The organism is Micromonospora sp. NPDC051925 (genome assembly GCF_044548625.1).
In the GTDB taxonomy this organism is placed as follows: Bacteria; Actinomycetota; Actinomycetes; order Mycobacteriales; family Micromonosporaceae; genus Micromonospora.
This window is the reverse complement of the sequence record NZ_JBIUCH010000033.1, coordinates 1-24,538: the sequence shown is the minus strand read 5'-3', so window position 1 is coordinate 24,538 and position 24,538 is coordinate 1. Positions and strand designations below refer to the sequence as shown.

General features: G+C 72.9%; 26 protein-coding genes, 1 tRNA gene and 1 pseudogene. 21 read left to right on the top strand and 7 right to left on the bottom strand.

Features of this window, described 5'->3' with window-relative positions; genetic code table 11:
- Window positions 1–83 precede the first annotated feature (83 nt).
- From ACIG87_RS30520 to trxA, 3 genes are all read right to left on the bottom strand, one after another.
- Window positions 84–815, bottom strand: coding sequence for a hypothetical protein (locus tag ACIG87_RS30520; protein WP_396855077.1), 732 nt, complete (start codon window positions 813–815; stop codon window positions 84–86).
- Between the two features lie 84 nt (window positions 816–899).
- Window positions 900–1,946, bottom strand: a complete 1,047-nt coding sequence (locus tag ACIG87_RS30515; RefSeq protein WP_396855076.1) for an Rv2578c family radical SAM protein — start codon at window positions 1,944–1,946, stop codon at window positions 900–902.
- A gap of 83 nt (window positions 1,947–2,029) precedes the next feature.
- Complete coding sequence (gene trxA / locus ACIG87_RS30510) at window positions 2,030–2,392, bottom strand: thioredoxin (protein WP_396855075.1); 363 nt, start codon at window positions 2,390–2,392, stop codon at window positions 2,030–2,032.
- Window positions 2,393–2,940: 548 nt separating this feature from the next.
- On the opposite strand from trxA, the gene ACIG87_RS30505 reads away from it, so the two are divergent.
- The 11 genes from ACIG87_RS30505 to ACIG87_RS30455 all read left to right on the top strand — a co-directional run bounded on the left by ACIG87_RS30505 (window position 2,941) and on the right by ACIG87_RS30455 (window position 11,631).
- On the top strand, window positions 2,941–3,456 hold the full coding sequence (locus tag ACIG87_RS30505; RefSeq protein WP_396855074.1) for a MaoC family dehydratase: 516 nt from the start codon (window positions 2,941–2,943) through the stop codon (window positions 3,454–3,456).
- A 128-nt stretch (window positions 3,457–3,584) separates the two neighbouring features.
- A complete protein-coding gene (locus ACIG87_RS30500) occupies window positions 3,585–4,091 on the top strand; it encodes a hypothetical protein (protein WP_396855073.1) in 507 nt (168 codons plus the stop codon).
- Window positions 4,092–4,264: 173 nt separating this feature from the next.
- Window positions 4,265–4,888 carry a TrmH family RNA methyltransferase gene (locus tag ACIG87_RS30495; RefSeq protein ID WP_396855072.1) on the top strand — a complete coding sequence of 208 codons (624 nt, stop codon included), beginning with the start codon at window positions 4,265–4,267 and terminating at the stop codon, window positions 4,886–4,888.
- 210 nt (window positions 4,889–5,098) lie between these two features.
- Window positions 5,099–5,800, top strand: coding sequence for a DUF6758 family protein (locus ACIG87_RS30490; protein ID WP_396855071.1), 702 nt, complete (start codon window positions 5,099–5,101; stop codon window positions 5,798–5,800).
- A gap of 116 nt (window positions 5,801–5,916) precedes the next feature.
- Window positions 5,917–6,075: a hypothetical protein gene (locus ACIG87_RS30485; RefSeq protein ID WP_165942702.1), complete on the top strand. Its 159-nt coding sequence runs from the start codon at window positions 5,917–5,919 to the stop codon at window positions 6,073–6,075.
- A 6-nt stretch (window positions 6,076–6,081) separates the two neighbouring features.
- A complete protein-coding gene (locus ACIG87_RS30480; RefSeq protein WP_396855070.1) occupies window positions 6,082–6,948 on the top strand; it encodes a PH domain-containing protein in 867 nt (288 codons plus the stop codon).
- Window positions 6,949–7,051: 103 nt separating this feature from the next.
- Window positions 7,052–7,834 carry a SigE family RNA polymerase sigma factor gene (locus ACIG87_RS30475; RefSeq protein ID WP_396855069.1) on the top strand — a complete coding sequence of 261 codons (783 nt, stop codon included), beginning with the start codon at window positions 7,052–7,054 and terminating at the stop codon, window positions 7,832–7,834.
- Window positions 7,831–9,078 (top strand): hypothetical protein, encoded by a 1,248-nt coding sequence (locus tag ACIG87_RS30470; protein ID WP_396855068.1) that lies wholly within the window; start codon window positions 7,831–7,833, stop codon window positions 9,076–9,078. Before ACIG87_RS30475 ends, ACIG87_RS30470 begins: the two co-directional genes overlap by 4 nt.
- Window positions 9,079–9,147: 69 nt before the next feature.
- Window positions 9,148–10,014 carry a PHP domain-containing protein gene (locus tag ACIG87_RS30465; protein ID WP_396855067.1) on the top strand — a complete coding sequence of 289 codons (867 nt, stop codon included), beginning with the start codon at window positions 9,148–9,150 and terminating at the stop codon, window positions 10,012–10,014.
- Between the two features lie 40 nt (window positions 10,015–10,054).
- On the top strand, window positions 10,055–10,669 hold the full coding sequence (locus ACIG87_RS30460; RefSeq protein ID WP_396855066.1) for a MarC family protein: 615 nt from the start codon (window positions 10,055–10,057) through the stop codon (window positions 10,667–10,669).
- Between the two features lie 125 nt (window positions 10,670–10,794).
- The gene (locus ACIG87_RS30455; protein ID WP_396855104.1) at window positions 10,795–11,631 is read left to right on the top strand and encodes a RecB family exonuclease; all 837 of its coding nucleotides are present in this window, start codon (window positions 10,795–10,797) and stop codon (window positions 11,629–11,631) included.
- Between the two features lie 150 nt (window positions 11,632–11,781).
- On the opposite strand, the gene ACIG87_RS30450 is transcribed toward ACIG87_RS30455, so the two are convergent.
- Window positions 11,782–12,633 carry an oxygenase MpaB family protein gene (locus ACIG87_RS30450; RefSeq protein ID WP_396855065.1) on the bottom strand — a complete coding sequence of 284 codons (852 nt, stop codon included), beginning with the start codon at window positions 12,631–12,633 and terminating at the stop codon, window positions 11,782–11,784.
- A gap of 232 nt (window positions 12,634–12,865) precedes the next feature.
- Here ACIG87_RS30450 and ACIG87_RS30445 point away from each other — a divergent pair, with 232 nt between their 5' ends.
- Complete coding sequence (locus ACIG87_RS30445; protein ID WP_396855103.1) at window positions 12,866–13,348, top strand: DUF2231 domain-containing protein; 483 nt, start codon at window positions 12,866–12,868, stop codon at window positions 13,346–13,348.
- A gap of 1,110 nt (window positions 13,349–14,458) precedes the next feature.
- Window positions 14,459–14,641, top strand: a complete 183-nt coding sequence (locus ACIG87_RS30440; protein WP_396855064.1) for a hypothetical protein — start codon at window positions 14,459–14,461, stop codon at window positions 14,639–14,641.
- Between the two features lie 111 nt (window positions 14,642–14,752).
- On the opposite strand, the gene ACIG87_RS30435 is transcribed toward ACIG87_RS30440, so the two are convergent.
- Window positions 14,753–15,412: a flagellar biosynthesis protein FlgA gene (locus ACIG87_RS30435; RefSeq protein WP_396855063.1), complete on the bottom strand. Its 660-nt coding sequence runs from the start codon at window positions 15,410–15,412 to the stop codon at window positions 14,753–14,755.
- A 202-nt stretch (window positions 15,413–15,614) separates the two neighbouring features.
- Here ACIG87_RS30435 and ACIG87_RS30430 point away from each other — a divergent pair, with 202 nt between their 5' ends.
- Window positions 15,615–15,884, top strand: coding sequence for a hypothetical protein (locus tag ACIG87_RS30430; RefSeq protein ID WP_396855109.1), 270 nt, complete (start codon window positions 15,615–15,617; stop codon window positions 15,882–15,884).
- A gap of 62 nt (window positions 15,885–15,946) precedes the next feature.
- Here ACIG87_RS30430 and ACIG87_RS30425 read toward each other — a convergent pair.
- Window positions 15,947–16,144: pseudogene (locus tag ACIG87_RS30425) on the bottom strand (FmdB family zinc ribbon protein); the annotation flags it as partial.
- A 160-nt stretch (window positions 16,145–16,304) separates the two neighbouring features.
- Entirely contained in the window at window positions 16,305–16,940 is a 636-nt protein-coding gene (locus ACIG87_RS30420) for a 5-formyltetrahydrofolate cyclo-ligase (RefSeq protein ID WP_396855062.1), read from the bottom strand.
- A gap of 85 nt (window positions 16,941–17,025) precedes the next feature.
- Between ACIG87_RS30420 and ACIG87_RS30415 the strand changes: the two genes are divergently transcribed.
- From ACIG87_RS30415 to ACIG87_RS30385, 7 genes are all read left to right on the top strand, one after another.
- Window positions 17,026–19,263, top strand: coding sequence for a diguanylate cyclase (locus tag ACIG87_RS30415; protein ID WP_396855061.1), 2,238 nt, complete (start codon window positions 17,026–17,028; stop codon window positions 19,261–19,263).
- Between the two features lie 9 nt (window positions 19,264–19,272).
- Window positions 19,273–20,274, top strand: coding sequence for a UTP--glucose-1-phosphate uridylyltransferase (locus ACIG87_RS30410; RefSeq protein ID WP_396855060.1), 1,002 nt, complete (start codon window positions 19,273–19,275; stop codon window positions 20,272–20,274).
- Window positions 20,271–21,563: a gephyrin-like molybdotransferase Glp gene (gene glp / locus ACIG87_RS30405; protein ID WP_396855059.1), complete on the top strand. Its 1,293-nt coding sequence runs from the start codon at window positions 20,271–20,273 to the stop codon at window positions 21,561–21,563. Before ACIG87_RS30410 ends, glp begins: the two co-directional genes overlap by 4 nt.
- Window positions 21,564–21,654: 91 nt before the next feature.
- Window positions 21,655–22,257, top strand: coding sequence for a GNAT family N-acetyltransferase (locus ACIG87_RS30400; RefSeq protein ID WP_396855102.1), 603 nt, complete (start codon window positions 21,655–21,657; stop codon window positions 22,255–22,257).
- A 177-nt stretch (window positions 22,258–22,434) separates the two neighbouring features.
- Window positions 22,435–23,214, top strand: coding sequence for a hypothetical protein (locus ACIG87_RS30395; RefSeq protein WP_396855058.1), 780 nt, complete (start codon window positions 22,435–22,437; stop codon window positions 23,212–23,214).
- A 136-nt stretch (window positions 23,215–23,350) separates the two neighbouring features.
- Window positions 23,351–23,427 (top strand) — tRNA-Ala (locus ACIG87_RS30390).
- Between the two features lie 351 nt (window positions 23,428–23,778).
- On the top strand, window positions 23,779–24,480 hold the full coding sequence (locus tag ACIG87_RS30385) for a hypothetical protein (RefSeq protein WP_396855057.1): 702 nt from the start codon (window positions 23,779–23,781) through the stop codon (window positions 24,478–24,480).
- Window positions 24,481–24,538 lie beyond the last annotated feature (58 nt).

Here is a 24,538-nt window from a genome sequence, read left to right as displayed (position 1 = left end):
CGCACAACCCCGGCCGCCGGGCCTCGGTGCTCGGCCTGCCACCAGGCGCTCCGGTGCTCGGCGCAGTCGTCCGGTGCTTCGGGTCAGGACCCGCCGCCGAGCGCATCGCGCAGCCGGGCGTGACCGGCCGGTGTGCCGATGGTCGGCCGGGCCTCCGGGTTCGCCAGGTAGTAGCGGATCGCGCCGCTCAGCAGCGCGGGCGTCACGTCCAGTTCGCGGACCGCGATCACGTCGACCCTGCGCCGCAGACGGGGTCCGGTGATCAGCTCCGGCCGGGCCACCGGCAGCGAGATCGTCCCGGTGCCTCCGGGCGACCCGAGCGGCCGGCCCGGGTCGAGCGCCGCCCACGGCACGACGGCCGGTCTGTTGTGCCGCCCGTGCGTGATGCCCTCCGGGGTCAGCACGACGGTGGGCACCCCGCGCCAGAGGAAGACGGCGACCAGCCCGGCGAAGACCGCGCCGGCGGCCGGCAGCACCAGGAACCAGGTGCCACTTCCGGCCCGGTCCCGCACCGAGTCCACGCACTGGTAGACGAGGAAGCCCACCAGGAACGGGACGAAGCCGATCCCGGCGGGCGGGGCGAAGAACGCCCGAGCCGACTCGTCGACCCGCAGTTCGGCGGTGCTCGGCCGCCAGCGCAGGTAACGCAGGGCCACCCCGACGAAGATCAGCACGGGGAGCAGGCCGAGCAGTCTGAGCCAATTGTCGGCCCCGTCCGCCCAGGCCGTCAACGAGGCCAGCGCCAGCCCGCCCGCCGCCGCCAGGGCGGTGGCCCGTCGCTGCCGGCGCAACGCCGCTCCGATGATCTCTCGCATCCGCGCAGGGTAGGGCCGAACCGCCACCGGTGCTGCCCCGCGAACGGGTCGACTGCGGTGCCGGCGCGGTCACCACCGGCGCACTCACAGCAGGGTGAGCTGCTCGGGGGCCGGTGAGGTCGCCGGGGCCGCCGGGCGTCGGTTGTCGCCGGACTCGCCGCGGTGCAGGCCGTGCCGGCGGGCCGCGATCCGCACCCGGGCGGTCAGCTCCCGCTGGTACGCCTGCGGCGGGTAGGCCCCGGACCGGTACAGCTCGCGGTAGTGGGGGACCAGGTGCGGGAACTCCCGGCCGAGCCAGTGCGCGTACCACTGGCGGGCGCCGGGGCGCAGGTGCAGGGCGATCGGGATGATGCTGGTTGCTCCGGCAGCGGCGATCGCCGACACGGTGGCGTCGATCGACTCGTCGCCGTCGCTGAGGCCGGGCAGGATCGGCGCCATCAGCACCCCCACCTCGAAACCGGCGTCGGTGAGCCGGCGTACCGCGTCGAGCCGGCGACGCGGGTCCGGGGTGCCCGGCTCCACCGCCCGCCACAGCGCCTCGTCGACGAATCCCACCGAGTACGACAGGCTGACCCGGGTCACCTCGGCGGCCTGTCGCAGCAGCGGCAGGTCGCGCAGGATCAGCGTGCCCTTGGTGAGGATCGAGAACGGGTTGGCGAAGTCGCGCAGCGCCTCGATGATCGGCGGCATGAGCCGGTAACGGCCCTCGGCCCGCTGGTAGCAGTCGACGTTGGTGCCCATCGCGACGGCCGCGCCGGGCCAGCGCGGGGCGGCCAGCTCACGGCGGACCAGTTCCCCGGCGTTGACCTTGACGATCACCTTGCGGTCGAAGTCCGCTCCGGCGTCGAGGTCGAGGTAGGTGTGGGAGTTGCGGGCGAAGCAGTAGACGCAGGCGTGCGCGCAGCCCCGGTACGGGTTGATCGTCCAGCCGAACGGCACCCGGGACTCGCCCGGCACCCGGTTGATGATCGACTTGGCCCGCACCTCGTAGAAGGTCATGCCGGCGAAGTCGGGAGTGTCGAAGGTGCGGACGATCGCTCCGGGCAGCGCCAGCGGCAGGGGTGGCGTCGCTGGCGCTGCCCGGTCGGGATGCTCCTCGTCCGGGGGAGCGGACAGGTGCTCCCAGCGCATGAACTATTCGAACATGTGTACGACTCTGGCGCAAGTGACACGACGACGGCCGGGCCCGGTGGGCCCGGCCGTCGTCGCCGTGTTCAGTGCTTGTGCTCGGCCAGCTGCTTGCGTACGTCGTCCATGTCGAGGGCCTGGACCTGCTCGATCAGGTTCTCCAGGGCCGACTCGGGTAGGGCGCCGGGCTGGGCGAAGACGATCACGCCGTCCCGGATGGCCATGATCGTGGGGATCGACCGGATGTCGAACTTCGCGCCCAGCTCCTGCTGCGCCTCGGTGTCGACCTTGCCGAAGGTGATCTCCGGGTGCTTCTCCGACGAGCGCTCGTAGACCGGGGCGAACCGCTTGCACGGGCCACACCACTCGGCCCAGAAGTCGACCAGCACGATGCCGCTGCTCTCGGTCACCTCGTCGAAGTTGGCCGTGGTCAGCTCAACGGTTGCCATTGGACTCTCCGATCAGCGCGCGGATTGCTTTTCGTCCGGTAGAACCAGGCGGTACCCCGGCAAATTCCCGGGTGGGGGGCGCCGAAACCGGCGTGGGTGGGGCGGCCCGATCAAGCCCATCGAACCGCCTCTGTCGATGCACGCATGCGGACTGCACTTGCATGACGCATTTGCGTGACCGGCCGTGATGGGAGCGTTTCCAGGGAGATCGCCGTCCGGAGCAGCCAGCACGCGCCGACTTGCGCCCTGACGAGGTGCTATTTCTCCTGCGGAGATCGCTCTCGCGTTGATCATCTGTCACTCTCCGCATTGTTACGAAAAGATAAATGTGACCTCCGTCTCTGTTCGTTCATCGCTCCGGTGGGGCAGAATCTTGGGCATCAGAGCGTGGGCGGCGGGTGCCGGGGAGGGCCCCGCCGCTCATTGCGTCTCCCCTCGGGTGGGCCCCGGTGTGACATTTCCTCGCCGCCCGCGCCCCGGGCATCTCCTTAACCAGCGGTAAGGCATGCTGTGCCGAACTCCATCGCCACCCGTCGAAGGGGAGAAGGATGCAGTTCGGCCGCTACTACGAGGAGTTCGAGGTCGGCGCGGTCTACCGGCACTGGCCGGGCAAGACGGTCACCGAGTACGACGACCACCTCTTCTGCCTGCTCACCATGAACCACCACCCGCTGCACCTGGACGCGCACTACGCCAGGTCGGCGACCCACTTCCAGCGCAACGTGGTGGTCGGCAACTACATCTACTCCCTGCTGCTCGGCATGTCCGTGCCCGACGTCAGCGGCAAGGCCATCGCCAACCTGGAGGTCGAGTCGCTGCGCCACGTCGCGCCGACCTTCCACGGCGACACCATCTACGGCGAGACCACGGTGCTGGACAAGCGGGAGTCCGGGTCGAAGCCCGACCGTGGCGTGGTCGCGGTCGAGACCCGGGGTTACAACCAGGACGGCACCCTGGTCTGCGTGTTCAAGCGCAAGATCATGGTCCCCAAGCGGGAGTACGCCGTCGCCGCGGTGCCCGACGGGGTCGACCCGGAGCGGCCGAGCTTCCCCGACCCGCGCTGACCCGTGCCTGGTCCGCCGCCAGGTGGGTGCTTGGCTCGCGCCTGGTCGGTGTTGGTGGGGGATGCCGCCGTGGCCCGGCAACGGAGTGGATCGAGGCGGGACCGGCCCGTCACCCGTTCGGTGGGCATATGCTGACCGCGGAGGTCCTGATGAGCCACTCCCTCGCCGGAGAGCCGCCCTCTGCCGGACGGCGTGCCGCACCCTTGACCACCGCCGTCTACTCCGCCGCCGAGTGGGACCTGCTCACCACCCTGCCCGGCCGGGTGCTGGTGGCTGCCGCCTCGCCCGGTCCCGGTCGCCCGGCGCGGGACGTCGCCGCCGGTCTGGTCGGGCTGGACGCGGTCGCCGCCGGCCGGGCCTCCGACAGCGACCTGGTCCGTGCGGTGGTCGCCACGATCTACGCCCGCCACGACGGTGCTGCCGCCCCGACCGGCGGGCTCGCCGGCCTGGCGGACCTGCCGCCGGTCTGCCGGGCTGCCGTACGGGTGCTGCGCCGACGGGCCGACCCGGCCGACTCCGCCGCGTACCGGCAGTGGGTCGAGTCGGTGGCGGTCCGGGTCTGCCGGACCGGCGACCCGGGCCCGGCCGACCGGCGATTCCTGGACCGCCTCGGCGACGCCCTGGGGCTGCGCTGACCGGGCTGGCGTAGGAGGCAGGGGCGCCTGACCGGCGTGGCGCCGGAGGCGGGGGCACGTCGACCAGGGTGGCGGTGACGGAAGTGGCGTCGAGTCGGGTTGCGTCGACCGGGGCGGTGTCGACCGGGGCGGCGTACGGCGGCCGTGGCCCTGGGCCGTACCCTCTTGTGACCGTGACCGAGGACCAGCTAGACGTGGGTGTCGGACCGTGGACCGGCGACCCGCCGGACGACCCCCGCTACGACCCGGAACTGCTCGCCGCGGGCGACCGGCGCAACGTGGTGGACCGCTACCGCTACTGGCGGCGGGAGGCCGTCGTGGCCGACCTGGACGAGCGTCGACACGACTTCCACGTGGCCATCGAGAACTGGCAGCACGACTTCAACATCGGCACGGTGGTCCGTAACGCCAACGCCTTCCTCGCCGCCGAGGTGCACATCGTCGGGTTGCGTCGGTGGAACCGGCGGGGTGCCATGGTCACCGACCGGTACCAGCACGTCCGGCATCACCCGACGATCGAGGAGTTCGTCGGATGGGCCGCCGACCACGGCCTGCCGGTGGTCGGCATCGACAACCTGCCCGGTTCCCGACCACTGGAGACCACCACCCTGCCCCGGCGCTGCGTGCTGCTCTTCGGCCAGGAGGGCCCCGGCCTGTCCGATGCCGCCCGAGCCGCCTGCGACCAGCTCTTCTCGATCGCCCAGTACGGCTCGACCCGGTCGATCAACGCCGGGGTGGCCAGCGGCATCGCCATGCACGCCTGGGTCCGCGCGTACGCCGGCCCCCCGCCCGCCTGACCGCCCGCCTGCCAGGTCCGCGCGTACGCCGACCCCCGGCCCACTCACCTGATCGCTCGTCTGCCCGAGCGTTCTCCGGATCCTGGTACGTGGTGGCCCTTCGGAGGGCCGGAATCGCCCAAGATCACCGGAAGTGCGTTGCCGTGGTGGAGGTGTGGAGATCGGCGTGCTCCGCTTGACGTACCCGCATTGTGGGGCCACGGTGGGGATGTGAGTGTCGTGGTGAGTTGTCCGAGGTGTGCGGGTCAGGTGCGCCCGCCGGATCTGATGCACGGCGAGTCGCGCTGCGTCCGTTGCGGACCGATCGCCCCGCTGCACGTGCCCGAGCACATCGACGCCGAGATCGTGGCGAGCGTGGTGGACCGGGTGGCTGCCGAGGGCGACCCGGAGCGGCCCACGCTGCCGTTGTGGTGCCCGTGGCCGCTGCCGTCCGGCTGGACCGTGACCGGGGTGGCCTGGGCCGGCGACGAGGCCGCTGGCGTCCGGGCCACGGCCGTCGCGTGCGCCGGGCCGGCACCGCTCGGCGGCGGCCCGGCCGAGCTGGTGCTGGTGGCGGAGGAGCCCGGGGTCGGACTGGGCACCCGGTTCGCCGGGGTGGCCGGCCCGGACCCCGGTCCAGAGTTGACGGAGGTGCTGGCCGGTCCCGGTCCCGGCCCTGGTCATCCCGAGCACGTCGAGCCGGCACGGATCCGGGTCGGCGGCCATCCGACTCCACTGTGGTTGGTAAATTCCGCCACGGATCGAAGTGCGTACGCCGGTGAGGCTCGGGGAATGTGGCTCCATGCGATAGCCTGGCCGGCGAGCGCGGGTCACCTCCTCGCGGAAGATGTCGTCCTGCACGACCTCACCGAGTGGACTCCGCCCGAGCTCGTGTACGGCGCACCGTCCCCGTACCTGCACGGCAGGGCTTGACAGCCCTCCGGGTGAGTCGGAGATGGGACGCAGATATTCACGCTACGACGTCATGCTGATACTCTGGGTGCCGCTGCGGTAAACGGACCCGGCGCCGCGCGAGAGGATGGCCCGCTATGGTCAAGAAGGTCCTCACCTGGGCCGGTATCGCATTCTTGATCTTCTTCGTTGCCTACCGGCCAAATTCGGCAGCGGACGTCTTCAAGTCTCTCGGCGGTGGCATCGTGGACATCGCCCAGGGCTTTGGTGACTTCTTCACGAGCCTCGTCGCCTAGCCACCGATGGGCAGCCCCTCCGGACCCCCGTTCGACCCGGACGATCCCGGCCGGGACCGCCGGGAGCGGGACACCGAACCGATCCCGAGGTACCGGCCCGACGACGGGCCGGGCTACGGATCCGGTCCGGGGCTCTCCAGCGGACCGTCCTTCTCGGACGACGCCGGCTACGGCGACGGCCCGGGATACGCCGGTGAGGGGCGTGCCTGGGTCCGCGACCCGGAGGCGGGTTACCAGCAACCGGTCATCTCCGAGGAGGAACTGGCCGGCCTGCGGTCCGACTCCCAGGGGATGGTCCCCCGCCGGGTGCTCCCGCTGGAGGACGAGCCCAGCTCGCTGGTCGCCCGCTACCTCTTCCCCACCGAGCGCTACCGGGGCGAGTGGAAGCGGCACTGGATCCACCTCACCACTCCGATCATCGTCGGGGTGGCGGCCACCTTCGTCCTCGGCTACCTCTCCGGCTTCCTCGCCGGGCAGGACGTCGGCGCACTCACCACCATCGCGGTGCTCCTCTGGTTCGCGGTGATGGGCTGGGTCGCCTGGAAGGTCGCCGACTGGTGGTACAACCGGTTCATCCTGACCAACAAACGGGTCATGGTGGTCGACGGCATCATCACGCGCAAGGTCGCCATGATGCCGCTGGCCCGGGTCACCGACATGAAGTACGAGCAGACCCCGACCGGCCGGGCCCTCAACTACGGCACCTTCGTGCTGGAGTCCGCCGGCCAGGAGCAGGCGCTGCGGGAGATCAAGAACCTGCCCAACCCGAACGAGCTCTACCTGCGTGTGGTCGAAGAGATGTACGAGCCGCAGGCGGTCGAGGCCCGGTTGGGCAAGGAGGCCGACGAGGCGAAGGCCGACGACGGCGCCTGAGAACTGTCGTCCGTCCGTCGGACGAACTGCACACCTTTCGCCGTCGACCGGGTGTTGCCCGGCGTGGCAGCCTGCCAGGCAGGACGGGGCACGGAGGTGAGCGGTGGCCGACCGGGATCCGCTGGAGGACGAGTTCCGCGACTTCGTCGCGGCGCGCTCCGGTGCCCTGCTGCGTACCGCGTACCTGCTCGCTGGGGACTGGGCCACCGCAGAGGACCTGCTCCAGACCGCGCTGACCAAGACGTATCTGGCCTGGCGGCGACTGGGTGGGATCGAGGCGGTCGAGCCGTACGCCCGGCGGGTAATGGTCAACACGTCCACGAGTTGGTGGCGGCGACGGTGGCACGGTGAGCGTCCCACCGAGGTACTGCCCGAGCGGGCCGGGGCGGACGAGATCGAGCAGCAGCTCGACCGGGATGCGCTCTGGCGGCATCTACGGGCATTGCCCGCCCGGCAGCGCGCGGTGCTGGTGCTGCGCTACTACGAGGACCTGTCGGAGGCCCAGACGGCAGCCCTGCTGGAGATCTCTCCCGGCACGGTGAAGAGCCAGACGTCCCGTGCCCTGGCCACGCTGCGCCGCCGGCTCGGCGCCGAGGCGCTGCTCGACCTCGCACCCGACCCGGCCCCCCGCCCGGCAACGGCCCCCCGCCTCTCCCTCGCTTCTCGCCCCTCCCGCGCCGCCCGCCCGCCGTCGCCCGGCGGACCCACCGGCGGAACCCGAACTCCCGCGCGAGCCACACCGGGCGAGCCGGTGCCTGATCACGCCCGACCGCTGCCTGACCGGGCCGGGGTGCTGCCCGAGCGGGCCGGTGCGGTCCCCTTGCCGGTACGGGCGGGGGCCGGGGCGGAAGACTCGACCACACCGGTCGCCGCGGAGATCCGATGAAGTCCTCGTCTGCCTGGTCGGACAACCAGACCGGCGGCCCCGAGCGTCCATTGGCCGTGACGGACGACGAGCGGCTGGAGCAGGAGCTGCGGGAGACCCTCGCCCAGCGGGTCGCCGGACCGCACCGGTTACCGGTCGACCCGGCCGGGCTGGCGCTCGGTCGGGCCCGGCGGACGCGCCGACGCCGTACGGTCGCCGGGCTCGCGCTGGCCGGCATCGCGACGGCCCTGGCCGCCGGGGGGATGATCCAGCTCGGCGGGCCGGCGGACCGTTCCACCACCCCGACCGTGGTGCTCGGCGACCCGCGCGGGGTGGCCACCCGGTCCGCCGAGCCGGTCGCGCCCGTCCCACCGGACCGGCCGGCCGACGGCCAGGTCGACCTGATCGTGGCCGGCGTCCTGGTCACCGGCACCGGGCAGCGGTACGACCTGGGCATCGGGCCGGTCGAACGCGCGCAACGGCTGCCCGACCGGGGTGGTTGGCTGCTGACCGGGGCGGTGACCGCTGCCGGCCGTACCCTCTGGATGGTGCCCGCTGGCGGTGAGCCGCGGGCGCTGCTGGCCGGGGCGGAGGAGATCGTCCTGTCGCCGGACGGCCGGCAGGTGGCCTGGCGCGACGACGGCCAGATCTTCGCCGCCGGGATCGTCGCCGGTCAGCTCCTCGCGATGGTGGCCGAGCCGGCCCCCACCGGTATGGTCCCGGTTCGGTTCGTCGGCGACCAGGTTCTGCTCCGGGCCGGTCCCCAGGGTGGTCACCTGCTGTGGCGGCCGTCCCCGGGCACGCCGCCCGGTGCTGTCGCGCCGGACGTCCTCGACGTCTACGGGAGCAGGCCGGACGGTCGGCTGGTCGCCCGGGTGCGCGCCGGCATGCGGAGCTGCCTGGCCCTGCTCGGCCCGGATCTGACCCCGGACACGACCCGATGCGAGTCGACGCCCGCTGTCGACGGCCGGGGTGCGGTCTCCCCCGACGGACGCTGGCTGCTGGTCAACGGTCGACTCGCCGGATCGGACGGTGCCATCCTGGTCGACCTGGCCGGCACCGCTGCGCCTCAGCGGACCGTCGGACCGGTGATCGACGGCGTGGTGGTGTGGGCGGACGCACGGAACGCCGCGTACGTCGACCGGGGTGGCGCCCTGGCCCGGTTGCGCCCCGACGAGGTGCAGGCGGGGAAGTGGGCCTCCTCGACCCTGGTGGCCGGGGTCGGCGACGGCGTCCGACCGGTCGTGGTGGCGGGTCCGGAGTGACCTGTCCCGGTCTGCCGGCCGACCTTGCGGTGGTCGGCGTCGGCTCGCCCGCCCGGTAGCGTCAGGATCATGCCCGCGCGCCCGCTGATCGACCTGCACGCCCACTCCACCGCCAGCGACGGCACGCTCGGCCCGGCCGAACTGGTCCGCGCCGCCGCCGACGCCGGGCTGGACGTCGTCGCGATCACCGACCACGACACCACCGCCGGGTGGGGGCCGGCGGTCGACGCGTTGCCGCCGGGGCTGACCCTGGTCCGGGGCGCGGAGATCTCCTGTCGCTGGCATGGCGTCGAACCGTCGCTCTCGCTGCACCTGCTGGCGTATCTCTTCGACCCGGACCACCCGGAGCTGGTCGCCGAGCTGGCCCGGGTCCGACGGGCCCGGGAGGTGCGCGGCGAACGGATCGTGGCGCTGCTGCGGGCCGACGGGGTCGATCTCAGCTGGTCGGAGATCATGGCCGCCGCCGACGGTGGGACGGTGGGCCACCCGCACATCGCCGCCGCGTTGATCCGGGCCGGCCTGGTCGCCACCACCACCGAGGCGTTCGGGCGGGACTGGCTGGGGGAGCGGTACCGGCTACCCAAGGACGACATCGACGTGTTCCGGGCGGTCGCCCTGGTCCGCGCGGCCGGGGGCGTACCGGTGTTCGCCCACCCCAGGGCCACCCGGCGGGGGCGGATCGCACCGGACGAGCTGATCGTCGCGCTGGCCGAGGTGGGGCTGGCCGGGCTGGAGGCCGACCATGAGGACCACACGCCCGCCGAGGCGGCGCACGTCCGGCGGCTCGCCCACGACCTGGGCCTGCTGGTCACCGGCTCGTCGGACTTCCACGGCACGCACAAGGCCGTCCGGTTGGGCGCACACACCACCACCCCGGAGACGTACGAGCGGATCGTCGCGGCGGCCTCCGGAGTGACCGGCGTCGCTTCCGGCTGATCCGGGTTGCCGCCTTCGACGGCACCGCTACCCTCGTGCGGTGGATCTCAAGCTCTTCGGTGAGGTCTTCGTGACCCTGCTGGTCATCGTCGACCCGCCGGGCATGATGCCGATCTTCCTCGCCCTGACCGGCCCGCTGCCGGCCCGTGACCGCAACCGGGCCGCATGGCAGGCGGTCGCGTTGGCGCTCGGCGTCATCGTGGTTTTCGCCGTCGCCGGCCAGACCCTCCTCGCCTACCTGCACGTCGACCTGCCGGCGTTGCAGGCCGCCGGGGGCCTGCTGCTGGTGCTCGTCGCGTTGGAACTGCTCACCGGCAAGGCCGACGACCCCAGCCAGCAGGTCACCTCCAACATCGCCCTGGTGCCGTTGGGCACCCCGCTGCTGGCCGGCCCCGGCGCGATCGTGGCGACCATGCTCTTCGTGCAGCAGGCCGACGGGGTGGGTCAGGTCTCGGCGATCGCCGCCGCGATCGTCGCGGTGATGCTGGCGGTCTGGATCGTGTTGCGCTTCTCCGGCGGGATCGTGAAGATCCTCCGACCGGGCGGCATCGAGGTGCTGACCCGGATCGCCGGCCTGCTGCTGGCGGCCATCGCCGTGCAGCTCATCGCCGATGCGGTGGCCGCCTTCGTCACCCAGTACGTCAACATGGCCTGAGCCGCCGTCGTGCCGGTGCCGGGCTGTCGTACCGGGCTGGCAGGATCTGGAGGGTGCGACGAGCCTCCTCCGCCGGCACTCCCCGGCCCCGCTCCGGTCAACCCGAACAGCTCGGCTTCGCCGGCATGCCCGAACGGCTCTTCACCTGCACACCCAGCAAACTCGGCGCGTACGCCGACTGCCCCCGGCGCTACCGATACGCCTACGTGGACCGGCCCGCCCCGCCGAAGGGGCCACCGTGGGCGCACAACTCGCTCGGCGCCAGCGTGCACGCCGCCCTGAAGAACTGGTACGCGCTGCCCGCCGACCGTCGTCGCCCCGAGGCGGTGCCCGCCCTGCTCAAGGGCACCTGGGTACGGGAGGGCTACCGCGACGACGAGCAGGAACGGGCGGCGTACCAGCGGGCGCTGGGCTGGCTGGAGGGGTACGTCGCGACCCTCGACCCCGAGGCCGATCCGCTGGGGGTGGAGCGGGTGGTCGCCGTGAAGACCGCCGTGCTGGCCTTCAACGGGCGGGCCGACCGGATCGACTCCCGCCCCGGGCCGGACGGTCCCGAGCTGGTCATCGTCGACTACAAGACCGGTCGTAGCGGATGGGACGCCGACGACGCGCGCGGCTCGCAGGCGCTCGCCCTCTACGCGTACGCCGCCGAGCGGACGTTCCGCCGGCCGTGCCGCCGGGTGGAGCTGCACCACCTGCCGACCGGCACCGTCGCCGGGCACGACCACACCGCCGAGTCACTGACCCGCCAGCTCACCCGCGCCGAGGAGACCGCCCGGGACATCATGGCCGCCGAGCGGGCGGTGACCGAGGGGGCCGACCCGGACGAGGCGTTCCCCACCGTGGCCGGGCCGCGCTGTGGCTGGTGCGACTACCGCCGTACCTGCCCGGTCGGCGCACAGACGCCGGGTCGTGAGCCGTGGTCGGCGATCGACCGTCCCACCACCCCCGTGACCGACTGACAGGTCCCTGGCACCACCGGCCGCCACCGTCGGCGGGTCGGCTGCCGCCAGCATTCCGGGCCGCCGAGCGACGCACTGTCAGGCAGCGGTGAGTCGGGTGGGGTGGCGTCCGGGTCGGGCAGCGGTGAGTCGGGTGGGGCGGCGTCCGGGTCAGGCGGCGGTGAGGCGGGCGGCGCGGTCCTTCGCCGCCTGCTGGATCGGGCTTTTCCACCAGCTGCGGGGTGACGCCGCCAGGGCCAGCCGCAACGCCCGTACCCCCAGGCCGGCGGAGAGCGCGGTGGTGGGCAGCCCCAGGCCGCCGTACAACCGCAGCGCCCACGGTGGCAGCAGCCCGAGCGCCGTGCCGGCCACCCCGAGGTACGCCCAGCGTGGCGGTCCGAGGCTCAGCCCGAGCCGGGCCGGGCGGCTGACCTTCCACGGGATCGGCGGTGCGGTCAGGAACAGGGCGGTCTCCGCCGCATCCTTCGTCATCCGCAGCTCGGGCCGGACCGCCCGGTAGTAGTCGGCCACCTCGGCGGCACTGCCGGGCACCTCGGCCGGGTCCAGCCCGACCAGCGCGGCGGCCTGCCGCTGCTCGGCGTAGTAGGCGTCCACCTCGGTGTCGGTCAACGACAGGCCGGCCCGCCGGGTGGTGCTGACGAACGACTCGGCCCCGGTGACGTGCACCCAGCGCAACAGGTCCGGCTCGTCGATGCGGAACTGCTCCCCGGTGAACGGGTCGGTGGCGCGCATCCGGGCGTGCCGGGCCCGTAACCCCCGGGCGGCCGTCTCGGCCTCGGCGGTGGTGCCGTAGGCGACCGTGTCGATGTACGTGCCGGTGCGGATCAGCCGGCCCCAGGCGTCCGACCGGTAGTTGCTGTTCTGGGCCACCCCGGCCATCGCCCGGGGGTGCAGGGCCTGGAGGTAGAGCGAGCGCAGGCCGGCGACGATCAGGATCGGTTCGTCGTGCACCTTCCAGGTGACCGAACCGGGACCGAAGAGGCCGAGATCGTCGGTGTCCACCCGTCAACAGTGCCACGCCCGGCGCAGTGCCGCCCGGCGCAGTGCCGCCCGGCGCAGTGCCGCCCGGCGTCGGAACGCAGGCCCGGGGTCGGCGGGGTGGCGGGCCGGCGATCGGGACGACGCCCGGTGAACCGGGGTGCTGATCACTACGTGTATGCAAATGGGGGACGCTGTGATCATGCCCCTCGTCGTACGCTGTCTGGCGCAACCGCGTCCACTGTCGGAGGTGTCGGTGTTCAAAGAGTTCAACGGTCTGCCAGCGCACGTCCTGGTGGTCCATGCCGTGGTGGTTTTCGTGCCGTTGCTCGCCCTGTTGGCCAGCGCGTACGGGTTGGTGCCGCGCTGGCGGCCCCGCCTCGACTGGGCGGTGGCCACCCTGGCCGTCGTCACCCCGGTCGTCGCCTGGCTGGCGACCGAGACGGGAGAGGCGTTCGAGGAGGCGCTGGAGAAGAAGGGCTATTCTCCCGAGTTGCTCGCCAAGATCCAGGAGCATTCCGAGTTCGGCGACATTCTGCTCTGGTTCACCGTCGGGTTGGCCGTGGCGACGCTGCTGCTGCTGGCGGTGACCAGCAACCGGGTGCGTACCCCGAAACTGCCCGCCTGGACGACCTGGCTACTGACCGCGGTCGTCGTGGTGCTGGCGGTGCTCAACACCATCTCCGCCTATCTCACCGGGGACAGCGGCGCCGCCTCGGTGTGGACCAACACGTTCTGACCGGCCACCGAGGTCGGCAGGTTGACCACGGTCGGCCACGCAACCACCGCCGTACCGGCGATGGTTGCGTGGCCGGCCGGTCTGTCGGTGCCTGGCCGACGCGTCCGATGCGGCGACGCGTGCCTGCCGGTGTGTCCGGCCCGTGTGCGGCGTCGGCCGGTGTGCGTGTCCGGCGGTGGGCGGAGTCCGGCGGTGGGCTGTCCGGCGGTGGGCTGTCAGGCGGTGGTCAGAACAGCGCTCGGGAACAGAGTAGGCAGAGCAGTACGAGCAACACGACGCCGACCGCCGCGCCGACGCTCCAGGTGAACCGCTGGGCCTGCTGCTCCGCCGTGTCCATCGCCTCCATGTCCTGCCCCGGCAGGGTGCGGGCCGGTGTCGCCTCCAGGTGTACCGGGGGACGCCAGCCCGGTGGTGGCGGCGTGGTCGGCGGCGGTCCGACGTAACCGCCCGCCCCCGGCCACCCCGCCCTCGTCCCCGCTGTCGACGTGCCCCTCCTCGGCGGGGCGGCCCGACCGGACGGGTCGTGGAAAGGTTGGCCGGGTAGGGGGTGGGAGGGCTGGCCGGCCGGCAGACCGGGTGCCGGCCCGTCGGCGGGGCTGGCCCAGGGTGAGCTGTGCGGTGTCCCGACTCCGGCCTCGGCTCCGGCTCCGGCCTCGGCTTTGGTCGGGGTAGCGGTGGGTGCTTCGTCCGGACTGTCCGGCGCGTTCGACTGGCTGGTGGTGGGCCTCGGGTCCGGCTGACGGGACGGGATCGGCTGGCTGTGGGCGTCCGCTCGACCGGCCGCGCTCGTCGGGGGCGTCGGTTCGGTGGGTGAGGGGGCGGGTTGCGTGGGCGGGCGTCGCCAGTACTCATCCTCGGGGCGGGCACCGCTGGGCGTCGTCACGCCGTCCGACGCTACCAACGCGGCGATCCGCCAGCCGTCCGACGCGGCGATCTTCGGCGCGAAGCCGGCCAGTGGGCCGACCTGGCACGACCTTCGACGTCCGGGTGCCGCCCGTCGGGGCTGACGGTCTTCCGCGTACCGGACGTCCGCGCGATCCCACAGGACGAGTCGACGCGCCAGCAGGCAGGACATTCGATCGGACTGGCCGCCCGGGTAGTCTTGCCGTCGTGAGCACCGAGGACCCGGCGGGGCATGGCGTGCCCGGCGACGACGACCGCGCGGTCGACCTCAGCGACGACTTCGTGGTGTTGCCGGAGCAGACCGTCGATGACACCGACTTCGGCTGGGGTGAGCGCCGTGGTGGCAACGACGACTGGTTGCTCGCCGAGCGCCCTCCGCACTGGGGCTGACCGCCGCCGGCATCGCCATCAGGGTGGCTTCTTGGCGAGATCCACTTTCGGTGGGCGAGGTAGCGGTATCCGGAAGTGGGCGATACCGCTGTCGGGGCGCACACGGGTGGATCATCTCCGGACGACGACGCTGAAGCGGCTGCCCTCCGGCTGGCCGACGGACCGCTGCGCCTGATCGGGCCGCACCGCCAGGTACAGCGCGGACGAGCCGTCGGCGGCACCCCCGCCCACCACGTCGAGCACCAGCGCGTCGGCCGCCAGCAGGATGGTCTCACCGGTCGTCCGCCCGGCCGGCACCACGAGCAGGTCGACCCGCGCGCCGGGGCGGAGGACCGCGAGGGCGGCTGGTTCGGCCAGGCGTACCGGCACTCCCACGAAGCCACTCGGCAGCGGCAGGGCGACCGAGCCACCTCCACCGACTTCCCAACCGGGGGCAGTTGCCCCACTGGCACCCGGATGCCCCGCCCGGTCGGTCGGTGCGACGGGAGCGTGGCCGGGCCGGCCCGCTGCGGCAGACCCGTCCGCCGCCCCGGTCGGCGTGGTGGGACATCCCGCCGGGCTGGTCGTCGTGGCGAGAAGTCCCGCCATGCCGGGGGAGCCGACGGGCGGTGGAGCGCTGGTGGGGCAGTCTGTCGGGGTGTCCAGGACGATCACCGCCAGGCCCAGCAGGACGGCCACCAGCGCCGCCCGCAGCAGGGTTCCCCCGCCGGGGCGGCGCGGCCAACGGAACGGCCGTAGCGAGCCTTCACCATCCGCGCCACCGGCCGCCATGACAACACCTCCGCCGCTCACCGGATGCCGTGGCGGCATCCCCGGCTCAGCAGGCTAGGCGGGGGACGGTCGAGCTGTGAGCCGTTGTCCACAACCTGTGGCCGACGAGCCGGCCTGTGGACAACGACCATCCACCCGCCGGATCTGCTACTCGTACCTGTGCCGAACGCCCCTGCGGCCCGAGGGGCGGCAGGGGCGTTCGGTGGTGTACGGGGGTCAGGAAGAAGCGCTGGCGGCCGGTGACTTGCTCGACCCGGACGAACCACCACTGGTCGACCCGGACGAGCCCGAGCCCGACGACGAGCCCGACGACGACGAGCCCGAGCCCGAGGACGAGGATCCCGAGGACGAGGATCCCGAAGACCCGGACGAGCCCGACGAGTCTCCACCGGAAGAGGTGCTCTCCGACTTCGCCGGCTTCGTCGCGCCGTTCTTGCCCTCGGTGCCCGAGGCCCGGGAGTCGGTGCGATAGAAGCCGGAGCCCTTGAACACGACACCGACCGAGTTGAAGACCTTGCGCAGCCGCCCCTCACACGCGGGACACTCGGTCAGCGGCTCGTCGGAGAACGACTGCACCGCCTCGAGTTGGTGGCCGCACGCGGTGCAGGCGTACTGGTACGTGGGCACGTTCTCCTCCGGATCTGGCACGGCCGATTGGCACTCGACGTATTCGAGTGCCAATGGTGCGTCATCGGACCCGGGTTCGTCCAGCGGACGGGGGAGGATCGTCATCCGGCCCGTCCGCGGAGCATGGACGGGCCGTCGCAAAGCGGACGCGGGCCGTCAGACCGCACGGACGAGCAGTCAGACAGCATGGACGCGGGCCGTCGGGCAGCATAGGCCGGGCCGTCGGGGAGGCGGGACGCGGGCCGTCTGAGAACGGACGCAGGTCTCAGCGTGCGCCGGCGGGAGGCTCGGGGAGCGGGCGCAGGCCGTCCGACGGGGTGAGCGCCGCACGTACCGGCCGGTCGTGGGGCTGGGCGGGCAGCGCCGCGAGTAGTTCACCGTCGTGCAGCAGCGCCACGGTCAGGGTGACCGTCGGCACCCGGGTCAGTGCCCGGTCGTAGGAGCCGCCGCCCCGGCCCAGCCGCAGGCCGCGCCGATCGACCGCCAGCGCGGGTACGACCACCAGCGTCGCCCCGACGATCGCCGTCCGACCCAGACGTGGACCGTCCGGCTCGCGCATGCCCCGGCCGGCGGCGACCAGGGTGCCCGGCCCGGCGTACGGCGCCCAGTCCAGGTCGAGGTCGTCGCGGAGCACCGGCAGCAGCAGTTCCGCCCCGGCCGGCAGCGCGGCACGGAGCACCTCGGGCAGTTCGGGGCCGCCCGGCTCGGACCCGACCGGCACGTACCCGGTCATCCTGGCCGGCCGCAGGCGGCGTACCAACTGGGTCAGCTCGGCCTGGACGCGCGTCGCGGCGGCGGCCCGTTGCGGCGCGGTGAGCGCCCGACGGCGGGCGAGCAGCGCGGCGCGCGTCTCGCGTTTCGCCGCGTGGGCGTCTTCCACTTCATCAGAAAAATCGGGCACGCAACACTCCTGACGCAACGCTGTCAAATCGGTCGCTCTGTGTCAGCATCGCAGGAACAGGCCTGGAACTTCCGGGGGGAAAGCGTTGACGCTACGCGGGCGGTTGACGGCGGCTTTCCTCACGGTGGTGCTCGGCCCGGTGCTGCTCGGCGCGGTCTTCGTCGGCACCACGCTGTCGACGGTGGACCGCAGCCGGTCCACCGAACGTCTCGGCCTGGCCGCGTCCGCCGTCCGGACCTCGATCGACGCGCTCTGCCAGCAGTTACGGGCCGCCGCCGACGCGGTGGCCCTACGCCCCGACCCGGCCGGCCGGGCGGGCGCTGCCGGCCAGGTGGTCAGCCGGGGGTTGGCCGCCGCCGTGCTGGTCACCGACGTGTCCGGCGGCATCACCTACGCCACCCCGGGCGGGCCCGCCACCGGTTGGCAGGACTGCGCGGGGGCCCGGACCGAGGGGCCGGTCCAGGCGCTCAGCGCCCGGGTGGACCTGCGCGACCAGGCCGGCACGCCGCTCGGCACGGTGGCCGTCGCCGAGGTGGTCGACCCGGCGTTCGTGGCCCGGCTGGCCGCCGCGACCGGCGTCGCGGTCACCCTCCTCGACGACACCGCCGGCCCCGGCCGGATCACCCACACCACCGAGGCCCGTCAGGTACGCGAGGAGGTGCTCGCCGCCGCCGGCACGGTCGACGGCGACCGGGTCACCGCGACCCCCGACGGCCGGTATGTCCGACGGCTCGGGCCGGCCCCCGGGCAGCCGCTGCCGCTGGTCCTCTCCGTCGCCGGTGAACGACCGTCGGGCCTGCCGGCCGGGTTGGCCGGGGCGGTGCTGCTGGCCGCCGCGCTGGCCGTGCTGGCCGCGTGGCGGCTGGCCCGGGTCACCACCCGGCCGTTGGTGGAGCTGGCCGGTGCGGTCGACCGGGTGGCCCGGGGCGACCTGACCGCCCGGGTGCCGGTGCGCAGCCGGGACGAGATCGGTCGGCTCGCCGCCGCGTTCAACCGGATGATCCGGGAGACCGCCGGGTACGTGACCGCGTTGACCAGCAGCCGGGACCAGTTGCGCGGCCATCTCGGGGTGCTCGGGGACACCCTGGCCAGCACCCACGACCTGCAACGCATCCTGCGGGTGATCCTGCACAGCGCCATCGCGGCGACCGGGGCGCGGGCCGGGGCGGTGCTGCTGCTCGACGGCACCGGGGTGCTCGTCGGGCGGTGCGCCGAAGGGCTGGCCGGGCGCTGCCCGGCGGGCACCGAACCGGAGGAGTTGCGGGTGCCGGTCGGTGTGGGGGTGGTCGGTGGGGTCGCGGCCACCGGTGAACCGCAGCGGGGTCGGGTCGCGCCCGGCACGATGCCGACCGGCGAGCCGTGGTGTGAGACGTACGTGGCGGTGCCGTTCACCGCACCCGGTGGGGACGCGGCCGGCCGGGATCCGGCGGTCGGCGTGCTGGTCCTGTACGACCGGCTCGGCGCCGACGAGTTCGACGACGACGACCTGGCCACCCTGCGGACCTTCGCCGGGCATGCGGCGGTGGCGGTGGAGAACGTACGGGTGCACGAGGAGGCGCAGCGGTTGTCGCTGACCGATCCGTTGACCGGGTTGTGGAACTACCGCTACCTGCGCGAATCGCTGCGCCGGGAGGTGGAGCGGGCCAGCCGGTTCGGCCGGATGCTCAGCATCCTCGTCCTCGACCTGGATCGCTTCAAGATCGTCAACGACAGCTACGGGCACGCCGCCGGTGACGCGGTGCTCGCCGAGTTCGCCCGCCGGGTCCGGGGCGAGATCCGCGAGGTGGATCTGGCCTTCCGGCAGGGCGGTGAGGAGTTCGTGGTGCTGCTGCCGGAGACCGACGCCCGGGGCGCGGCGACGGTCGCCGAGCGGCTGGGCGCGGCCGTCCGGGACACCCCGGTCGTCGTGGTCGGCCACGCCGGCACCCCGACGACGATCTCGGTGTCGGTCTCCATCGGCATCGCCGTCTATCCGGACCATGCCAACACCGGCACGGAGGTGCTGGATGCCGCCGACGAGGCGTTGTACGCGGCCAAGGGCGCCGGCCGCGACGGGTACCGGGTGGCGACCGCGCGGACCCGGTCGGTGCCGACCGAGGAGATCGCCGTGCCGGCGGGGGCGGCCAGCCCGGACGACGACCTGCCCCGCGCCGGGCCACCCCCCGATCGGCCGCCCCCCGACTGGCCACCCGCCGGCCGGTCGGCCGACCATCCACCCACCGAGCGGCCGGGCGGCCGGCACGCCGTCGGCGCTCCCGGTGTGACGCAGCCGGGCGGCGCGTCTTCCGGTCCTCACCCGCCGCGGCAGAGCCGTGGCCGATAGTCTCGCGGCATGTCGGAGCACTCAGCGAACCCCTCAACGGCCGCCGCGACCGGCCGTCCCCGTGCGGTCAAGGCCGTGATCCCGGCCGCCGGCCTGGCCACCCGGTTCCTGCCGGCCACGAAGGCGGTGCCCAAGGAGCTGCTGCCGGTGATCGACCGGCCGGTGCTCCAGTACATCGTCGAGGAGGCCGCCCAGGCCGGCATCGGTGACGTGCTGCTGATCACCGGCCGGGGCAAGACGTCGATGGTGGACCACTTCGACCGCCGTCCCGACCTGGAGGCCCGGCTGGAGGCCAAGGGCGACGCGGAGCGGCTGGCCGCGGTGAAGCGCCCCAGTGAGCTGGCCGAGATCTACACCTGCCGGCAGCCGGAGCAGCTCGGTCTCGGCCACGCCGTCGGGTACGCCGAGTCGCACGTCGGCGACCAGCCCTTCGCGGTGCTCCTCGGTGACGAGTTCGTCAAGCCGTCCGAGCCGCTGCTGCCGGCCATGTTGGAGCTACAGGCCCGCACCGGTGGCGTGGTGCTGGCGTTCTTCGAGGTCGACCCGGCCGAGACCAAGCGGTACGGGATCGCCTCGGTCGAGCCGGCCGAGGCCGAGCTGACCGACATCGGCGAGGTCGTGAAGGTCACCGGCCTGGTGGAGAAGCCCAAGCCGGAGGAGGCCCCGAGCAACCTCGCAGTCCTCGGCCGGTACGTCCTGCCGGGGCGGATCTTCGACGCGATCCGGCGTACCGAACCGGGCAGCGGCGGCGAGATCCAGCTGACCGACGCGATGGAGCTGCTGCGCAGCGAGGGCGTGCCGGTGCACGCGATCGTCTACCGGGGCACCCGCTACGACACCGGCATGCCGCTGGGCTACCTCCAGACAGTCGTGCAGATCGCCGTCGAGCGGGAGGATCTCGGAGGCGAGTTCCGCGCCTGGCTGGCCGAGTTCGTCAACAACAGCGACCAGACCGTCACGGCGGCGATCCTCGACGGGGTACGTGACGCGGCGGGCGGCTCCGGTACATGACCTCTACGGCCGACGCCGAGGCGGCCGCGAACGAGTTGACGCCGCTCGCCGACTACCTGGGCAGCGTGCTGCGCAGGTTACGCGCGCTGCCCCCGCTCGACCTCGACCTCACCCAGGCGTACGGCAACGTCCTGGCCTCCGACGTCGTCGCCCCGCACTCGTTCCCCGCCTTCGACCAGGCGGCGGTGGACGGGTACGCCGCGCGCTGGGAGGACCTCGTCGGGTACGGCCCGGTCCCCTCCGGGGGGCCGGGCCGTCCGGTACGGCTCAACGTGGTCGGCGACCTGGGCGCGGCGAGCTGGCGTCCGGTCCGGCTCACCCCCGGCTCGTGCTTCTCGGTGGCCGCCGGTGCGCCGATGCCGATCGCCGCCGACGTGGTGGTCCCGGTGGAGTGGACCGACCAGGGCATGGCCGCGGTGGAGATCTTCCGCACCCCCAAACGTGGGTACGGCGTGCGCCGCGCCGGTGAGGAGTTGCCCGCCGGCACGGTCCTCGCCCGCGCCGGCACGTACGTCGCCCCGGCGCTGGTGGCCGTCTTCGCCGCCACCGGCATCGGGCACGTGGTGGTGCGGCCCAGCCCCCGGGTGGTCATCGTGGCCACCGGCGACGAACTGGTCGACGTGGGCCGGGGCAGTCAGCCCGGTCAGGTGGTGGACGCCAACTCCCACGCGTTGACCGCCGCCGCCGCCGAGGTGGGCGCGTTGGCGTACCGGATCGGGATCTGCGACGACGACCCGGAGGGACTGCGCGGCCTGCTGGAGGACCAGACCCTGCGGGCCGATCTGATCATCACCACCGGCGGCACCGGCACCGGCCCCGGCGACATGGTCCGGCGGATCCTGTCCCGTCGAGAGGGCGGCCGGGCCGGCCCGGTGACCTTCACCGATGTGGCGCTGTACCCCGGCACCGCGCTCGGGTTCGGTACCGTCGGCGCCGAGGAGGTGCCGGTGGTGTGTCTTCCCGGTGAGCCCGGCGCGGCGCTGATCGGTTTCGAGGTGCTGGCCCGGCCGGCGATCCAGCTGCTGGCCGGCGCGGAGCCGGTGTTCCGGCCGAGCGTGCGGGCGCACCTGCTGGAGACCATCTCGTCGCCCGGTGGGCTGCGCGAGTTCCGGCCCGCCCACGTGGCCGAGCGGCGCGGCGGGGGTTACACGGTGCAGCCGCTCAGCGGGGGCCCGTACACCCTCTCCGGCCTGGCCGAGGCGAACGGCCTGATGGTGCTCGGTGAGCGGGTCACCACCGCGGCCGCCGGCTCCACCGTGGACGTGCTGCTGCTGGACCGTCGGCGGTGAGCCGGTTCGGATCGACCGACATCCCGGTCGGGGACGGGAGGCCGGCGCGGTGAGCTGGTTCGGACGGGCGCCGGGGTGGCCGGTGGTGCTGATGGACGGTCCGGTGGTGCTGCGACCGTACCGGCGGTCCGACGCCACCGTCTGGTCGGCGGTGCGCCGGGCGAACAGGGCCTGGCTGGCGCCCTGGGAGTCGCACCTGCCCGGCGGCTGGGACGCGGCCAACTCGCCGGCCGCCTTCCGCTACGTGCACGCCGACCAGCGGCGTTCGGCGCGTACCGGTGAGGGGATGCCGTTCGCGGTCTGCCTGCGCGAGGACGGGCAGGAGCGGCTGGTCGGCCACCTGAACGTGGGCAGCATCGTCCGGCGGGCGTTCTGCTCCGGGTACGTCGGCTACTGGGTGGACTCCCGGGTGGCCGGACGTGGGGTGATCCCCACCGCGATGGCGCTCGCCGTCGACCATGCGTTCGGCCCGGGTGGGCTGCACCGGGTCGAGGTGAACATCCGGCCGGAGAACAAGCCGTCCCGGCGGGTGGTGGAGAAGCTGGGCTTCCGCGAGGAGGCGTACCACGTACGCTACATGCACATCGACGGGGCCTGGCGGGACCACATCGGATACGCGATGACCAGCGAGGAGGTGGCGGCCGAGGGCGGTCTGCTGGCCCGTTGGCACCGGATGCGTCACGACGTCGGGTGAGCCGTCCCACGGACGGGATCGGCGCGGCGTGCCGGCATCCCGGTCGGTGGCCCGTAACCTCAAGTAACTGCAAGCTGCGGCAAGCGCTGTTTGACCGCAGGATCTGCGCCGAGGGGGACCTTTCGGGGAAGATCTTGCTGTCGATCGGTGGTTGCCCCGAATTCGGTGACGGGAGGGGTGAGGGTGCCGACCTCGGTGCTCCTCGCCGTCCTCGCCGCCGCCGGTCTGCTCGCCCTCGCGCCGGCGCTGGTTCGTCGGTACGACGCCACCGAGCGGCTGGTGGCGGAGCGGGCGCAGTCGACGGCGCGGGTGCTCCAGCGCCGCCGACGGCGTCGTACTGTCCCCGGCCGGCGACCGGTCAACCAGCCCCGGACGCTCGTCGTCACCCTCGCCGAGGACGCCAGCGGTAAACTCGGTGCGCCGGTCTCCGCCCGCCGGTCCGGTCGGCTGCGCGCCGTGCCGCCCGCCCCCCGGCAGGCCCGACGCCGGCCGCCCCGACCCGGGCACCACACCCCCGCCGTCTACCGGCGGCGTCGGGTGCTCGCCGCGCTGCTGCTGCTCAACTTCGTCGAGTTGGTCGGCGTGATCGTGGTCAGCCCCGGCTTCTGGATCAGCTTCTCGGTCACCGCAACCCTCCTGCTCGTGTACGTCGCACACCTGCGGCGGCGGGCGCTGGCCGAGCGGCGCAGGCGGCGTATCCGGGCCCGGGAGGCGGCCTGGCTGGCCGCCCGACAGGCCGAGGTGCGCCGCGAGCAGGCCCGCCGGGCAGCGGCCCGTCGGGAGGCGCAACGCCGCCTGGCCGCCCAACGCGAGGCGGTACGCCGCACCGCGATGGGGCTCGACCGGCCGGCCGGCCTGCCGGCGGCGGCCAGCGGGGGCGGCTCGGTGTCGTACCGCCGCTCCGGTGGCCTGCGCGGACGCCCCTACCAGTCCGGCCGCGACCCGCACGGCGCCTGACCTCTCCCGCGCGCCCGCTTGACCGACTCGCTCGGGGCGGGAGGGGCGATTCGCTCGGTGGGTGGGTGGGCTGTTAGTCTTGGCGCCGGCCCGCCCGGTGAAAGCCGGGTGGGACCGAAGCCGGTCCGCCGGTGGAGGGGCTGTGGCGCAGCCCGGTAGCGCACCTCGTTCGCATCGAGGGGGTCAGGGGTTCGAATCCCCTCAGCTCCACCAAGGAACAGCAGGTCAAGGGTAGGTTCTCGGAAGATCGAGAACCTACCCTTGATCATTTGTCCGTCAGACGTCCGTTGGACGGAGCCCCAGTCCGTGGCACGTGGCGGACGAACTCAAGCCGAACGGGTGATGTGGGCTACACCGACGGCCCGGACCGGGCGTCACGCTGCGGCAGTTGCCATAGTGGCAGCTGGTCGTGGTTTGACCAAGGAACGCGTTTCGTCTGTATCGGTTGAGTTCGGCTGCCCTGACGCCCACGTGGCGCTGTGGTCCACTCAAGCAGTTGCTCTCACGGCGCTGAGGCTTCGGAAGACGCTTGTACGAAGGCCATTTCAAGACCATCCTGTCTCGATGGACGAGGACGGGCCGACCTGGCGGCAGATCGACGAAATGATTGGCAGGGGCGGCCTCTCCGAAAGTGGGGCCGCTGCGGCACGCTGGGCCGTTGATCGGTTCCGTGCACATCTCGGGGAGAGTTGGCCGGGCCGGCAGTACGACAAGCGGGGCTGGTTCCCACGCGAGTTGCTCCTTGTCGGCGCCTACCGCTACGCGCTACCCCAGGTGCTGTCGTGGGCGCTGTGGCTGGATGCCGCCGCAGCCGAACCGACGTTCGCCAAAGTCCGGACCGGTATGAAGAAGGGCATGGACACCGCGACCTGGCGGCACAGTTGGCTACAACTGGAGGTTGCCCGTGTGGCAGCCAGCGCGGGAACACCGTTCAGCTTTGAGCCGCCAATTCCTGGCTCGATCAAGAGCGGGGATCTCCTCATCGCCCCTGTGGGCGGGAGCCCGTGGATGGTGGAGATCGTGACGGTTCCCCGGGCGGACGTGGACATGAAGTGGGAGGACTACGAGGACCGGTTTCAGATCGTAATCAGGAGGGTCGAGCACGCGCACAGCGTGACCTGCGTCGTGGTACTGAACGATCATGCGCCAGAAGCTGAGACGCAGGAATGGCTGGCAGCCATCGAGGCGATCGCCGTGATCGCGGCAGAATCGCGTCAGGTGCAGGTGATTGAGCCTTTCCGCGTAACGGGTCGTGGCGTTGGGTGATCAGGTTGTGCGGTTGTGCTCGACGTGCAGGAGTACGAGGGCCGCTGCGGTGATCCTG